This is a genomic window from Bacillus sp. Je.9.29.b (assembly GCF_051129925.1).
Taxonomy (GTDB): Bacteria; Bacillota; Bacilli; order Bacillales; family Bacillaceae; genus Bacillus; species Bacillus safensis.
On sequence record NZ_JBCPSO010000002.1, the window covers coordinates 392,862 to 407,013 of the forward strand.

The 14,152-nt window shown below is 38.4% G+C and carries 19 protein-coding genes; 10 read left to right on the top strand and 9 right to left on the bottom strand.

The features are described from left to right. Positions 1 to 44 precede the first annotated feature (44 nt). Complete coding sequence (locus tag AAZR19_RS05245; RefSeq protein ID WP_034280034.1) at positions 45 to 1,385, top strand: sugar porter family MFS transporter; 1,341 nt, start codon at positions 45 to 47, stop codon at positions 1,383 to 1,385. A 40-nt stretch (positions 1,386 to 1,425) separates the two neighbouring features. On the opposite strand, the gene AAZR19_RS05250 is transcribed toward AAZR19_RS05245, so the two are convergent. After that, entirely contained in the window at positions 1,426 to 1,638 is a 213-nt protein-coding gene (locus AAZR19_RS05250) for a hypothetical protein (protein WP_087975776.1), read from the bottom strand. A 250-nt stretch (positions 1,639 to 1,888) separates the two neighbouring features. On the opposite strand from AAZR19_RS05250, the gene AAZR19_RS05255 reads away from it, so the two are divergent. Next, positions 1,889 to 2,182, top strand: coding sequence for a spore coat protein (locus AAZR19_RS05255; protein ID WP_041106967.1), 294 nt, complete (start codon positions 1,889 to 1,891; stop codon positions 2,180 to 2,182). A gap of 38 nt (positions 2,183 to 2,220) precedes the next feature. Here the strand turns inward: AAZR19_RS05255 and AAZR19_RS05260 are convergent, their stop codons facing one another. From AAZR19_RS05260 to AAZR19_RS05280, 5 genes are all read right to left on the bottom strand, one after another. Then, positions 2,221 to 2,889, bottom strand: a complete 669-nt coding sequence (locus AAZR19_RS05260; protein WP_434702504.1) for an ATP-binding cassette domain-containing protein — start codon at positions 2,887 to 2,889, stop codon at positions 2,221 to 2,223. Continuing rightward, positions 2,882 to 3,427, bottom strand: a complete 546-nt coding sequence (locus AAZR19_RS05265) for a hypothetical protein (RefSeq protein WP_034280043.1) — start codon at positions 3,425 to 3,427, stop codon at positions 2,882 to 2,884. Before AAZR19_RS05265 ends, AAZR19_RS05260 begins: the two co-directional genes overlap by 8 nt. Positions 3,428 to 3,448: 21 nt before the next feature. Continuing rightward, a complete protein-coding gene (locus AAZR19_RS05270) occupies positions 3,449 to 3,988 on the bottom strand; it encodes a stage II sporulation protein M (RefSeq protein ID WP_226014623.1) in 540 nt (179 codons plus the stop codon). Next, positions 3,951 to 4,856: a hypothetical protein gene (locus tag AAZR19_RS05275; RefSeq protein WP_241770464.1), complete on the bottom strand. Its 906-nt coding sequence runs from the start codon at positions 4,854 to 4,856 to the stop codon at positions 3,951 to 3,953. Before AAZR19_RS05275 ends, AAZR19_RS05270 begins: the two co-directional genes overlap by 38 nt. Positions 4,857 to 5,789: 933 nt before the next feature. Further along, positions 5,790 to 6,116: an uberolysin/carnocyclin family circular bacteriocin gene (locus tag AAZR19_RS05280; RefSeq protein WP_024423066.1), complete on the bottom strand. Its 327-nt coding sequence runs from the start codon at positions 6,114 to 6,116 to the stop codon at positions 5,790 to 5,792. A 261-nt stretch (positions 6,117 to 6,377) separates the two neighbouring features. Between AAZR19_RS05280 and AAZR19_RS05285 the strand changes: the two genes are divergently transcribed. From AAZR19_RS05285 to AAZR19_RS05300, 4 genes are all read left to right on the top strand, one after another. Then, positions 6,378 to 6,944 (top strand): GNAT family N-acetyltransferase, encoded by a 567-nt coding sequence (locus AAZR19_RS05285; RefSeq protein WP_241770463.1) that lies wholly within the window; start codon positions 6,378 to 6,380, stop codon positions 6,942 to 6,944. A 16-nt stretch (positions 6,945 to 6,960) separates the two neighbouring features. Further along, the gene (locus AAZR19_RS05290) at positions 6,961 to 7,515 is read left to right on the top strand and encodes a hypothetical protein (protein WP_041106963.1); all 555 of its coding nucleotides are present in this window, start codon (positions 6,961 to 6,963) and stop codon (positions 7,513 to 7,515) included. A 159-nt stretch (positions 7,516 to 7,674) separates the two neighbouring features. Further along, on the top strand, positions 7,675 to 9,078 hold the full coding sequence (locus AAZR19_RS05295; protein WP_041106961.1) for a polysaccharide deacetylase family protein: 1,404 nt from the start codon (positions 7,675 to 7,677) through the stop codon (positions 9,076 to 9,078). A 107-nt stretch (positions 9,079 to 9,185) separates the two neighbouring features. Next, the gene (locus tag AAZR19_RS05300; protein ID WP_041106960.1) at positions 9,186 to 9,371 is read left to right on the top strand and encodes a hypothetical protein; all 186 of its coding nucleotides are present in this window, start codon (positions 9,186 to 9,188) and stop codon (positions 9,369 to 9,371) included. 49 nt (positions 9,372 to 9,420) lie between these two features. On the opposite strand, the gene AAZR19_RS05305 is transcribed toward AAZR19_RS05300, so the two are convergent. Further along, the gene (locus AAZR19_RS05305) at positions 9,421 to 9,552 is read right to left on the bottom strand and encodes a hypothetical protein (RefSeq protein ID WP_277813830.1); all 132 of its coding nucleotides are present in this window, start codon (positions 9,550 to 9,552) and stop codon (positions 9,421 to 9,423) included. Positions 9,553 to 9,667: 115 nt separating this feature from the next. Here AAZR19_RS05305 and AAZR19_RS05310 point away from each other — a divergent pair, with 115 nt between their 5' ends. The 3 genes from AAZR19_RS05310 to AAZR19_RS05320 are packed head-to-tail and all read left to right on the top strand — an operon-like array spanning position 9,668 to position 10,850. Beyond that, positions 9,668 to 10,093 carry an NUDIX hydrolase gene (locus tag AAZR19_RS05310; RefSeq protein WP_434702509.1) on the top strand — a complete coding sequence of 142 codons (426 nt, stop codon included), beginning with the start codon at positions 9,668 to 9,670 and terminating at the stop codon, positions 10,091 to 10,093. A gap of 35 nt (positions 10,094 to 10,128) precedes the next feature. Beyond that, the gene (locus AAZR19_RS05315; protein ID WP_434702511.1) at positions 10,129 to 10,557 is read left to right on the top strand and encodes a hypothetical protein; all 429 of its coding nucleotides are present in this window, start codon (positions 10,129 to 10,131) and stop codon (positions 10,555 to 10,557) included. A 2-nt stretch (positions 10,558 to 10,559) separates the two neighbouring features. Then, positions 10,560 to 10,850: a DUF3986 family protein gene (locus tag AAZR19_RS05320; protein WP_434702513.1), complete on the top strand. Its 291-nt coding sequence runs from the start codon at positions 10,560 to 10,562 to the stop codon at positions 10,848 to 10,850. A 22-nt stretch (positions 10,851 to 10,872) separates the two neighbouring features. Here AAZR19_RS05320 and AAZR19_RS05325 read toward each other — a convergent pair whose 3' ends face one another. Continuing rightward, positions 10,873 to 11,355, bottom strand: coding sequence for a DinB family protein (locus AAZR19_RS05325; protein WP_087975781.1), 483 nt, complete (start codon positions 11,353 to 11,355; stop codon positions 10,873 to 10,875). Between the two features lie 628 nt (positions 11,356 to 11,983). Further along, positions 11,984 to 12,712, bottom strand: a complete 729-nt coding sequence (gene sigK, locus AAZR19_RS05330; RefSeq protein WP_034738387.1) for an RNA polymerase sporulation sigma factor SigK — start codon at positions 12,710 to 12,712, stop codon at positions 11,984 to 11,986. A 218-nt stretch (positions 12,713 to 12,930) separates the two neighbouring features. On the opposite strand from sigK, the gene AAZR19_RS05335 reads away from it, so the two are divergent. Next, positions 12,931 to 14,052 (top strand): tetratricopeptide repeat protein, encoded by a 1,122-nt coding sequence (locus AAZR19_RS05335; RefSeq protein ID WP_041086294.1) that lies wholly within the window; start codon positions 12,931 to 12,933, stop codon positions 14,050 to 14,052. Positions 14,053 to 14,152 lie beyond the last annotated feature (100 nt).

Genomic DNA, 14,152 nt, shown 5'->3' on the forward strand with positions numbered 1-14,152 from the left:
CTGGGTGAAATGAAAGCGGTTAATTAAGTGAGGGGGTCATCCACTTGGAGAAAAAAGTGTCAAGCAAATTTATCTTCTTTTTCGGGTCCTTTGCAGGCATCTTATTTGGATATGATATTGGTATTATTGCAGGGGCAGAAGGACATATTCAGGAAGAATTTCAGCTCAGCCCATTATGGCTTGGAATCGTTGTCTCTTCATTAATGGGAGGGGCCATTATTGGCTCCATCTTAAGCGGTCTCTTAGGGGATAAATTTGGCCGCAGAAAACTCATTTTGGTCTCATCCGTGATCTTTTTTGTCGGGGCGATCGGATCAGCTGTCGCACCAGAAGAGATTTCACTCACCATCGCTCGAATCTTTTTAGGGACAGCAGTAGGAACAGCTTCATCTTTGGTTCCGGCTTACATGTCTGAAATCGCTCCTGCTAAAATCCGCGGGAAATTATCTGGGCTCAATCAGCTCATGATTGTAACTGGACTATTGCTCAGCTATATTGTCGCGTTTGTGTTTGAGCCCATCCCGGACAGCTGGCGCTGGATGCTGGGAAGTGCCGCTTTATTTGCGATCGTGCTTTATATTGGTATGCTGAAGCTTCCTGAATCTCCGAGATATTTGATTAAACACGGAATGGCTCATAAAGCACGGGAAGTATTAGGATCACTGCGTTCTTCTCGTGAAGAAATCGAATCAGAAATGCAGGAAATTTTAGAAGTCGCCAAAGAAGAACGCTCGGGTATTCGTGAATTGTTTCAAAAGAAATTCAGAATGGCTCTTTTCATTGGGGTTGGAATGGCAACCCTTCAGCAAATTCAAGGCGCAAACTCCATTGTCTATTATGCAACGAGTATCGCTCGGAATGTAGGCCTTGCGCCGCAGGTCGCCGCAGGCTTTACCGTCATTGTCGGTGTCATTTTTGTCGTCACGACCGTGATCTTTTTACAATTTGTTGACCGCTTCGACCGCCGAACGATTCTCACCGTAGGAGGATCGGGCATGGCCCTTTCTTTCTTTGCTCCCGCCGCATTAGGGGCACTTGGCGTCAGTGAAGGAATTTTAAACTGGGTAACATTGATTTCACTTTGCTGCTTTATTTTGTGCTATGCCTTCTCGTGGGCACCGATCACCTGGATCATCATCGGCGAAATCTTCCCGCTTTCTGTCAGAGGTATCGGAGCAGGTATCTCTTCTGCCTTTAACTGGACCGGATCGTTAGCAGTTGGACTCGTTTTCCCTATTCTGGCTGATCAATTCAGCTTTGGGGTCATTTTCTCCTCATTCGGAGTCATCTGCTTAATCGGGCTGTTATTCACCCGATTTGTGCTAGTCGAGACAAAGGGAAGAAGCTTAGAGCAAATCGAAACCGATATGGCTGCACGTGTATAAATAAAGAAAACCATCTATCCCATGTGGGTAGATGGTTTTTTTACTCAAGCGTCTGTTTGAGCTCATTTGGCAGTAAATCAATCAATTGATCATAGGAAGACAAATCCAGCACTTCAAGCAGCGCGTAATATTTCGCATAGATTTCACTCAGCTGATCAGGATGATTTGTTTGATATTGATTCAGATGCAATTGAGTTAGTTCAAGTGCAATGTCTAGCTTGTTTCGTTCGAATGGCTGTGTCGAGTTGATCATATCGTTCACCTCTTATTTGATAATGAGTGGAAAAAATGCATTGAATAAAAAGAGCTGATGTTTTGTTTTCATGGATGACCTGTCTTCGGAAGATATCATTTGTATAATATGTTAAAATTGTCCTTTTGTAAAGAAAGAGAAAAATAGATAGAAAGTGGATTTTTTTAAAAATAGACATGCATCTAATCACGAATGATGGCTCTGACATACGATAGAGTGTAAGTGAAAGACAACTTGAAGGGGTGTTAAGATGAGCCGAAATCGATTAGATGATTTCTTCTTTGGACCTCGCAGAGGAAACCAAGGAGGAGAAGAAACGGTTGTTTTCCCCACACGTCAAATTGTCAACACAAGAACGAATGAACAAACGATCAGAAAAATTCATCCAACGCATATCACAAACGTCAATAAAAACATTAAAAGAATAGAAAACTACTATCCGGTCACTGAATCGACTCACAACGAGTATATTGTAGAAGAATACGATTGCGGCAGTGATATCAAAAACCCTTGCTGCCGTCCGGTGAAGCGCTGTAAGTGGTAGTGAAGGGGGCATCCTTTTATGGGATGCCTTTTGTATGTCTAATGCTCCATTTCATTTAATTGTCCTTGATCCAGCTGAAAGAAACGATTTCCTAATTCTGAATAAAGGTAGCGCTGATGGCTTGTAAATAAAACACATCGATGTGAGAATTCTTTTTTTAATAAAGAAATCGATTGTATTTGAGAGGCTTCATCAAGAGAGGTAAAAGGCTCATCAAGAATAATCAGCTCTGGAGATCTTGCCACCATACAATTAAAGAAAAGTTTATATCTCATGCCCAAAGAATACTGTTTGACAGGCATATTTAGGGCATGAGTTAAATCAAATGCATCACAAAGCGATAGAAAGGTCTCTTTGTATAAAACCTTTTCCGACTTTTTCATTTTCCATAAAGACTGGATAAGCTCCATATGCTCGAAACCAGTGAGCGCATCATAGACTAAAGGTTTATCTGGGATGTATGCTACCAGACTTTTATATTGAGCGGTTCCAGGATGATGCTGCTCGTTAAGTAAAATCGTTTCTGATGCTGAAGGAAGCAGACCTGCGATAATCTTTAAAAGTGTTGATTTACCGCTGCCGTTTTTTCCAATAATACAAGCTCGATCACTTTCTTTCAGATCAAATGACACATGATCGAGAAGGGGAGAATTCTCTTCTGTTGTTTCATAGCGAAAAGATAGCTGAGACACTTGAAGTTTAGCCATTGATGAATCCTCCAATAACAAACGCAGTCGTCACAAGCATATACAAGATCACAGTTGCTAAGGCAGCTTTTTTTGATCCTTCAGCATAGTAAATAATTCCATCATAAAGGATACGTAAAAGATATAAGTTGAATAAGAAGGAAACTATTTGAATCAAGAGAAAATAGTGATCTAATTGTAACACCATCACACAATAGATCGCTGCACTATTCACTAATAAAAGAAATGCATTATAAACCAAAATAACAAGATACATTTTGCGTAAAATAAAAGCTTTATGAAAAAAATACATATAAATAGAAGTTAGGACAGTACTGAGAAAATTTAAAATGAAATAAAGCGGGATTGTCAGCAAAAAGATAAAAACAATGCTGGCAAGTTGTTTCCCAGTGGATAAAGGTTCATCTACTAACAAATCAATAATAAAAAATGTTAAAAAAACAGTCGACACAAATAATGATAGTAAGACAAGGCCTACAATGGTTTTAATCGATTGATTCTGATTGAAAAATTGCTTAGGTCGTAGAAGTAGCTCCATGGAACCACATTCTCCTTTCTTCTATGGTAGATGTACATGGCTCACGTATTGCTCTAAAAGAGATGCTATGAATAAAAGAACGGCTGCTGCAAAAATCAATTGAAGCACAGTTAGGGTCAGTTTTTTTAATTCAATCGTTTCTCCTTTTATAAATCGATAAAGATAAATAAAAGGATAAGAGCTGACGATTGAGAACAGAATTAATCCAAGAACTTCTACAAAAGCATGAGGCAGGAGTCCTGTGAATAGCTGCTGCGCTTCGTGATTGACAATCAGATACTGAACGAGTTTGCCGATAATGTAGCCGTTGTAAAAAAGAATGCCTGCAGACATGATCCCGCCTGTAAAAGCTCCGATGCCTAATATTGCCATTCCAACTTGTAAATTGTTTAAGAAAATAGATAGAAAAAACATCTCTTCATCCTTTTTAAGATAAGGAATCTGATCATAAGGAAGAAGGCTTCCGATTAGCACAGCTGCAATAAAGATAGCAGCGTAGAGGTAACCGAGGCGTAGAATCAGTCTATTCTCCGATATAAAACATCTTATTTTTTTCAACATATTCAATCCCTTTATAGATGGTCTTGCGGCATAACACCCAGCAAATTACTGAAACGATCACAAAATATAAAGCAAACAGAACGCTTATGAGACTTGTAGAATGCTGCAAAATAGGTAGAAAAGAGGTCAAGATCATATAGTACATGAAAGGCAACACGAGAAAATTCCTTGCAAAGGCCTGTCCTTTATCGATAACTTCTATTTCTTCATTGGTTGTCCCTATTTCATGCTCGTGAATAAAATTGAATTTCGTTGTGAATGGAAACAAATACAGCTGAATCAATGGAAAAATGAAAAAGCCAATCCCCAATGCCACCAATTGAATGAGCATCTGAACATCAAAAAGGTGATATACACTCATGATTGATAGATTAATGAAAAGTAGAAAGAGTGATGGTATAGAAAATAAACAATAAAATAACTGGATTTTTGATAAGAAAAACTGCATAAGAGATGTTTGAGAAAGCTCATAGAGCCAAATATTCTTTTTTTCAGCACTAAAAGAAAATATAGAAGGGGTCAGTATTCTCATTTCATATGTTTGATTAGCTAAAATCATCACATTTAATGTGAATAATAGCTGAATTTGCAAAGCTTGATGATCAACAAGTGAGATCAAACCGGTCATAACCCCTACATAGAAGAAGGCTTCATATGACATGAACATATAATTAAAAAACTCTTTAGACAGCAGCCACCTTTTTTCTTTTAACACCTTAAGGTCTTTTTGAATCAGCATATTGTTTTGAAACAGCGAGCCCTGAATTTTATCAAGTGCTTGAAAGTACCAATAAAATAAATCTTTAAAATGTTTTGAGCTTTGATCATGCTCTTTTCCAGTTGGAATCCAGCGAACAGGGGTCTTCATGACGAGTGTTGCCGCTAATATCACCACAAAAAATGTGACAGGTGAAGTAAAAAGCGCTAGAAATTGTAGAAATACCGAATCCTGTGAAAATAAAGCATGATGGATTTGTTGAAGATTATTCTGATATAAAGACATCAAGTTGTTTGAAAGTGTAATCCAAAACGCATCCTCTGCAAGCGAAGAAATTGATTGAAAAAGTTGTCGGAAGGTGTAATAAAAAGGGAAAATGATGTTCGATATTAGAACTCTTCCAAAAAAGAAGAAAAGTAAAGAGATGCTTGCGAAAAAAAGAACACGAATGATCCCAATTTTTTTTACGACAATGTTATAGATGTAAGCACCAAATATCTTATTGCTGACGATAAAAAGTAAGAAGCCTGTCAATATAACATTGAGATGCTTCAACCAGAATATCCAGTCATGTGTTTGAGCAATGAAATATTGAAAGAGAAAATAGATCAAATAAGTACTCAAGCTTGTAAATAGAAGCCATACCAACTCTGAAAATAAAAGCGTTTGAAAAAGGCGTCTCGCGGAAACAGGTGCAAGCTGTATCAACTCTTCAAAAGGAAGAATATGCGTTCTTCTATAAGATTCAATTCCTTTGACAATAGAGAAAAGGAACAAAAATATCACAAAAGCACTTTCCCATTCTATTTGATAGACCGGGGAGTAAAGATATGAAGAAATAACGAATACAATCAGGCATCCTAATAAAGTATCAAGAATGCAAGAAAATAATATGTATTGTGTAGAAGAAAACGATTTGAAAAATGGAACCCTGCGTATTATAAACTGAGCTAGATTTGAATATTGTTGTTTCATTCTAATTGATAGAAGTAGTGATAATAATGGATATAACATCTTCTCACCTGCATAAAAATTTAAATAGAAGGAGAACAAAGTCTCCTTCTATTGGGTCATAAAATTGAATTACCAAGCAATAACAGCTTTACGGCCTTTTTTCTTAATTTCGTTTTTAAGGTACTGACGAATTGTCTCTTTACCAGCCGCTGCAATGAGAGAAAGACCACCCGATCCAACAGCCGTTAAAATGGAGACAATTGTTGTAACAGCCCCGCCCGCTTCAACCACGTTCAGAACAACAGCTGCAACACTGCCCGGAATACCAAATTCTTTTGCTAGATCAGCAACGGGCAGCATTTGTAGCGAGAAGGAAAAAAGAGCTAGCATAAGGAATCCTACTGCTAAAGCACCAAAAAGAACATGTAGTTTGATTTCGTTTTTTGTTTCTGTCATATCAAATTCCTCCCTTTTTTGTATTTTTATTACTATTATATCTTAAGATATCTTTTAGTGCATCGCAATCCTTTTTTTTCATTTTTTTCATGAATTAGTTATAGATTAATATAAATAAAGTGAAAGGATAAGTGAGAAAAGAATCGTTTTTGCTAGAATAAAACACGTAAACATGATCGGAAATACCTTGTTTTTACAGATGGGGAAGCGAGTCTAATTTGCATATAGGTAAAGAGATATGTGCAGAGGGGCCAATATCCTTTGATCAAAAACTCTTTTCAAGATAAAATTGGAAGTATCCATCATTCTTTCGGAGGCGATTTTCTGAATATTCGATTGTTAACACCAGATGATGCTGAAGAATATGCAGCACTCAGACTAGAAGCATTGCAATTAAGTCCAGAGGGTTTTGCGATGAGCTATGAGGAAGAGCCAATTAATATAGAGGATAAATATAAAGCGCGTTTTGCTTCGGCGAAATCTATGTGGACATTTGGCGCTTTTCATCAAGGGCAGCTTGTGGGGGCAGTCACGCTCATCCAAGAAACCTTGCAGAAGTTAAAGCACCGAGCGAATCTGACAGCGATGTATGTAACACCTAGTGCCCGAGGAGAAGGAGCAGGCCAGACCTTAATGACAAAAGCTCTTTCCTTTGCGCGAGAACGGCAGGATATCGAGCAAATGTATTTATCAGTGGTGACAACTAATCACTCAGCCAAGAGCCTCTATCGCTCTGTTGGATTTGAATCGTACGCTGTCGAAGAAAAAGCGCTAAAATGGGCTGATACATATGCAGATGAGGAAAAAATGGTTTTATTTTTATCATAGTCTGGAGGAGATAGAAGTGGATCAACAAGCCATGCGCATCACATTAGCAGCAGGACCCAATAGTGAGCTGGAATCTTTTGCACTGCGTGCAGCACTTGAAAACTTCGGTGTGAAAGTCGATATGCATTGGATTGGAAGACCGAATGATCTGATTCATGTGTTATCTGGTAGAGCTAGAGGAGAAATAGATTACCTTCTTTTATCGTTTCACGGTGAAGAAGGAGCATTTATCATGCCTGAATTAGGGGAAGATGTTTACGAAGATGGGGAGCCTAGAGATACTGCCTTTGGAGCGGATGAAATCAAGCGGTATGCCTCCTTAAAAGGAGTTCATGTCATCTCTACAGGCTGCACACTAGGAGAGAAAAATTTAGCAGATGCTTTCTTAGAGGCAGGAGCTACATCTTATACGGCACCGGACGATTACATCGATGGGAATGCAGCATTTATCTTTGTGCTGACCATGCTGTACGAGCTCATGAACAATACAAAGACGGTCAGAGCGGCATTTGATCGAGCGCGTTCCATTGATGAAGAAACAAAATTATTTCAACTATATATGCAAAAGTAATCAAAGGACTGAGAAATCAAGTCCTTTTTTTATTCCTCTCCAAAAATGTGTCGAAAATGTGACAATTGTGTGATTTGCAAACTAAAAAGGGTGCATGCAAAGTCTATCCTACAAACACACGTCATTCAGGCATGGCGGCATCACGAGAGGAGAATTTTTGTGTCAATTAAATGGAAAGTCAGTCTTGTTCTATGCGGACTTGCGATGATCATCGGAATCGCCGCGTTTTATCATAATCAGCAGGCAAGCGGGACAGAGAAGAAGAAGGTAGAACCAGATGCGAGCTATAAAGAAGTTGAAATTGTGACCCTCGTGAATGACGGGAGATACTTGAGATATGCTGTGAACTATCCTGTGTTTCATCAAAAAAAGCTAGATCAAGAGATGAAAAGATTTGCAGAAACAGCGCTGGACAAATTCAAAACATCATTTAGTGAAGCAAGTGATGTCGATGAAGATCATCGATACGAATTAAACATAGATTACGAGATTACTCATTATGCCAAACAAACTGCTGCGATCAAATTCAATACATATGAATGGAAAGGCGGAGTAAAAGGCGCACATGAAACGAAGATATTCAATTTTGATTTCAAGAAACAGCAGTTTTTATCAATAGATGATCTATTTTTATCAAAAAAAGAAAGTCTGCAAAAACTGTCTCAAATGACATTTGAGGAGTTGAAAAAAGATCGCTCTCTTGCGGAAAACGAGCATTTGCTCAAACAAGGGACGTCTCCTAAGGCAGAGCATTATCAGTATTTTGCCATCAAAGATCGTTTTATTGAATTCTACTTCCCAGCAGGGCAAATTGCACCAGACAAGAAAGGCCCTCAAGTGCTGGCGATTAAGAAAACACTGCTTAAAGGAATGTTAAAGCCAGAATACATTAATAAAGAAAAGAACAAAAACGAGAAAAAAGAACCGATCGCAAAAAGAAAGATCGTAAAACTGCCAAAACAGGGAGTGTTCAACCCAAATCAAAAAGCCATTGCCCTTACATTTGATGATGGACCAAATCCATCAACAACTTCAAAAATCTTAACAGCTTTAAAAGAAAACAAAGGACACGCAACATTTTTTGTATTAGGAAGCAGGGTTCAATATTATCCCGATATGCTAGGTGAAATCAGAAAAGGTGGAAATGAAATCGGAAATCATTCCTATAACCACCCTTTACTCACAAGACTGCCATTAAAACAAGCCATCAAACAAGTAGAAGATACGCAGCAAATCATTGAAAAAGCAGGCGGGTTCACACCGACTCACTTTAGACCGCCATATGGTGGAACAAACGGACAGATCAACGCGGCTGTCAACATGAAAGTCACGCTTTGGGACGTAGATCCTGAAGACTGGAAATATCGTAACAGCCAATACGTCGCAAATTACATTCTTACACATGCGTCTAGCGGAGAAATCGTCTTAATGCACGACATCTATGACACCTCTGCCAACGCGGCTGTCACGATCATCAAGGAATTGACCAAACAAGGATATCAATTACTAACAGTCTCGGAGCTTGAGCAGTGGAAGGAAGCTCGGGCGAAAAAGGTGAATTGAATACGTAAAAAAGATGCGAGTCTTAATGGATTCGCATCTTTTTTAAAGCCAATTATGAGAATGAAGGGAAAATATGTTAAGGTGATTGTAGAAAGGGAGGGCTTCGAATGGTATTGATGAGGTTGATCAGCATATATATGCTGACAGCGTTTAGTTTGGGATTTGTCGTAAACTATGTACCTGGTTTGATACTGCCCATCTATATTCTTGCGATGATTGGGCTCATTTTATGTCTCGCTCATATTGCGCTTCATTATATTCGGCGAATCAGAAATATGTTATTTGATGAGTAACGGGAAGATTTCCCCTATGGCAAAAACCTCCTGCTAGATGCGTGAGGTTTTATTTTTTCGGTTTTTGCTGTTCTAACAGTTGGATGATTTTCTCGTTGGACGCTTTGATTTGTCTCAAAAGAGAAACGATATTTCCTGTAAATCCCACGGGCACAACAAGTAAAATGATGATCATCCACATGCTCTGGCCTCCAATCGCTGACTACTAATACAGTATAATAAGAATGTATAAAATGAACAGTTCGTGTCATATATTCGGCAATTGATGTGAATGGAGAATGTGAAGGGGGATTCATTTGAAACGTGTAGACGTGGTTTCAGCTATTATTTATGATGAGGAAGAAAATTTATTAACGGTCAAGAATGTAAAGGGATATTGGGAACTTCCAGGCGGTGCTGTGGAAAAAGGTGAAGACCTGCAGCAGGCTGTCATCCGTGAAGTAAAAGAAGAGACAGGGTATGTTGTCAAAGTAAATGAACTTCATTCGGTTCGAGAAGCATTCTTTCAAGATAAAAAACATCACGCACTTATCATTACGTTCTTTGCGGAAATCATCGGGGGAGAGATGAACATTCTAGATCTGGATCATGATATTGAAGAAGTAAAATGGGTCAGCCCTCAAACCTTTCAAAAGCTAAACCCAAAGCTATATCACATGCTAAAATTAAACCAACAAACACAAGCCTTTTATGATTTTGAGGGAAATAGAACAATTGGTTAAATCCAAATTGATATAGCCATGAAGGAGCGATATGGATGTTTTTATACTACGGCCCCACAGGAGCTCCAGTAGAAAATCCGGGAGAAGAATTCATGAAAAGGATCTTCTTTCAGGAGGGTGAAGAGTATTGGAAACAAGGTAACGGAGAATCTTCCATTGAGATAGAGGAAGATTGGGAATGCGAGACTCTAGTTTTCTTTTATACTGAACCGTATGGATTCTTTATCATCAGATATCCAGATTTTTTAGTCCCTTTTCAAAAGGTAGAAAAGATTGAAACGATCGAGCATTTGATCGCTGGGTCACCATTGCATGTGCCATCGTGCAGCTATGTCGACCGCAATCAGGCATATCAAATCATTCAACATTTTTTGACGACAAAAAAGGTACCTGACTTTGTTGAATGGGTCGAGTTGAGGAATATTGATTTTCAGCAAGATATGAAAGTTAAGGGAGCAAGATGAAAGTGTGTACAGATGAAAGAATACATAGGTTAGATGAGAGTATGCATTTACATGTAGGGTATTATGAGCAAGGGTTTGATTATGAAGGCGTGTTTTTTAAGAGTTTAGAAACAGGAAGATGGTTATTGTTTTTTGATCAGAAAAGTTACGGGTTAACTCTTTTAAAGAGTTATGAGGAATACGATCATTTAGGCTTATTCATTGGGGAATATTCAATTGAAGATGCTCAAATCGAAGAGAAAGGTCAGCAATTATTTGAGCATTTTTTAAAAGAAAACAACATAGTGGGATAAATGAATGGATCTTTAACTGACCTTACTTTTCATAAGAATGTACTGATTTTAACTTTCTACCGATAAAATTAGCAGATACAGGTGTTAATTGTTTTTCTCTTGCCCAAACAGAAAGTTGACCGATATGGTGAATTTCGTGGGCAATTATATGATGTAATATTTCATTTTTAGTGTATTCATCTTCATCCCAAGGAACTGTTACCATTCGATCTTGTTTTTCATCTAAATGAGATTTTAAAAATTCAACTATTTCATGTCGTAAAGTCATTGAGAGTGTTTTTACTTTCGTCAGAGTCTTGTAATCATCAAAATCTAATACCACGTCTTCTTTACCCTGAATACCTCGAATCCAGCTATATTCAACATCGATAATGTGAAAAAGAGTGTATAAAATGCTCCCTACTCCACCTATGCGGTCTTGTAACAACTCTTCTGTTGTTAGTTGATTACACCAATTAACCCATTCGTCTCTAACCTGCCAGTTATACTCAAAAAACTTATTCATTACATCACTCCAAAGTTAAATTGTTTGTTTAATTAATGTTATCTCTGATCTGGTGCCAGCTTGGAACCAATCATACTATCAACCTTGTTTTCATAATACGACCCTTGGAAACTGTTACGTTTATACGGTCTCTTGCAGCAAGTTGTTCTTTTTGGTAAGTGGTAGTTTATCTATGTATTTTAACAAATTACTATACGCCTTCCTCATACTTCTAATATCCCGAATGTTTGTTCTTGTATTGATTATACTAAGCTTTCTGACAGGTATCAAATATCAACATTTACTTTTAACAGAGCCTTTTATTAAAAGACTCCTTTTTCTCTTCAAAAAAATTGATTAGCAAGAATACACGAAGCATCATATTTTATTTTTTCGTATTTAAATTTTTTAAGCATTAATGCAGAATACAATACTTATATGCAAATTGTTTCGCCTTCATTTTCTGCATATCTCTAAACAGTGGGGCATGATTAATTGATTTCCTTCATGCCTTAGTTCATGACCAAAATCTTGCCATTGTTCTTGAGGGGCTATTATCAAAAGAAATGCAGAGAGACAGTAGCTTAGTGCCGAAATCAAAAACAGACCTCACGAGGTCTGTTTTTGTTAGAAGTTAGGAAGTTTATTTTCACTTCCCCTTCTCCCTTTTCCGTTTCTCCTTCTCCGCCCGGTAAAACTCATGAAACATCTTCATAAGCGCCCGCTTCTCAATCCGTGACACATAGCTCCGCGATATCCCAAGCTCTTTGGCTATTTCCCGCTGCGTTTTTTCTTTCTTTAAATCAAGGCCGAACCTGCCGACGATGACTTCTTTTTCTCGGCCGTCGAGAATGTCGATATACTCCTTTACTTTTTCAAGCTCCATGTTGAGCTGAATGGTATCGATCACATCTTCATTTTCGGATTTTAAGACATCGATTAATGAAATTTCGTTGCCTTCTTTATCCTGACCGATGGGGTCATGCAAGGAGACGTCCTTTTTTGTTTTTTTGAGTGCGCGTAAGTGCATGAGAATTTCATTTTCAATACACCGCGCCGCATACGTTGCCAGCTTTGTTCCTTTTCCAGAGGAATAGCTTTCGATGGCTTTAATGAGTCCGATCGTCCCGATGGAGATGAGGTCTTCAGCGTCTTCCCCGGTATTTTCAAATTTCTTTACAATATGGGCGACGAGCCGAAGGTTATGTTCAATCAGCATGTTTCTTGCGTGTTCATCGCCCTGTGCCATGAGGGCTAAGTATTTTTTTTCATCATCTCCCGAAAGGGGCTGTGGAAAGGCATTGTTTTTGACATAGGACACTAAAAACACCAATTCTTTGACCATCAATCCCATCGCTGTAAATACTCCTGCCACGATTTTCACCTCCACCATGTTTAGGCCGCTGCCTATATCCTCAAATGTATGTGAAGGAGGGATTGTCTGTGTCTGTACGATGAAAAAATCATCTTTTTCAAAAAAATCGTGCTTCTGTTCGTCTCTTTTTTATGTTTGCGGTTTCTTTGCGGTGCTTGGCGGTCAAGAAGCGTGCTAAAATATGTAATATTAGACCGAAAAGGAAGGGGTAATTTCGGAACATGGGGAAGGTTCTATCTTCACATGTAGGTATGAAAATTAATGAATGGTATCGAATGATACGGCAGTTCAGTGTTCCAGATGCGGAAATCTTGAAAGCGGAAGTTGAAGCAGAAATTGAACAGATGGAAGAGGACCAGCATTTACTGATTTATTATCAGCTCATGTGTTTTCGGCACCAAATCATGCTTGACTATATACACCCTTCAAAATATCAACCTTTCTCAGTATCTAATCTAGTCGATAAAATCGAAAATTCCAATCATGAGTTATCTGATATGCTGCATTATTACCATGCATTTTTTCGTGGCATGCATGAATTTAGTCAAAAAGAATATTTAGAAGCCGTCAAATATTATCGAGTCGCAGAAAAGCAGCTGTCCATGGTGTTTGATGATATTGAGCAGGCAGAGTTTCATTTTAAAGTGGCAGAAGCCTACTATATAATGAAACAAACACATGTCTCCATGCACCATATTTTAAAGGCGCTGGAAATATACGATCAGCATGATGCGTATACCATTCGCATCATTCAATGTCTCTTTGTCATCTCAGGAAATTATCAAGATTTAAAACGAAAAGACCGGGCACTGCCTCATTTAAAAAAGGCAAAACAGCTCGCATCTCAAATTGATCACCCGCGCATATACAGTTCAGCGCTCTATAATTTAGGAAAATGTTATGGCGAGCTTGGCTATAGAGAGGAAGCGGAACGATATTTAACGGAATCCGCTGATCTTGCCCGCAAAGAGCTGCTCCCAACGCTTCCGCATACGCTCTATACGCTGGCGAAGCTGCTTTTTAGACAGAATGAACAGGCGGATGCCCTGCGCATATTAGAAGCTGGGAAATTGGCCGCAAAGAAGCATGAAGACCAGCTGTTCTGTCATATGTTTGAGTATCTGGATGCTTTATATGTTCAGGAAATCAATGAAGACCAACTGCAAAAAACCATTGATTATTTGGAAAAACTTAGCCTATACTCTTATATAGAGGATATCTCACTAGAAATTGCGACAGCCTTAGAAGCCTCTCAACAATACAAAAAGTCCAACCAGTATTATCAGAAATTATTATGGGCTCAAAATCAAATCCAAGAAGGAGAGTGTCTGTATGAATTCTAAGCAACGTTCGACAGTTGAAGAGAGAAACCAAACGTGAAACAAAGAGCGGGCCAATATGGCCGGCTTTTTTTATTTGAAAAAAAAGCGGATATGAGCATGA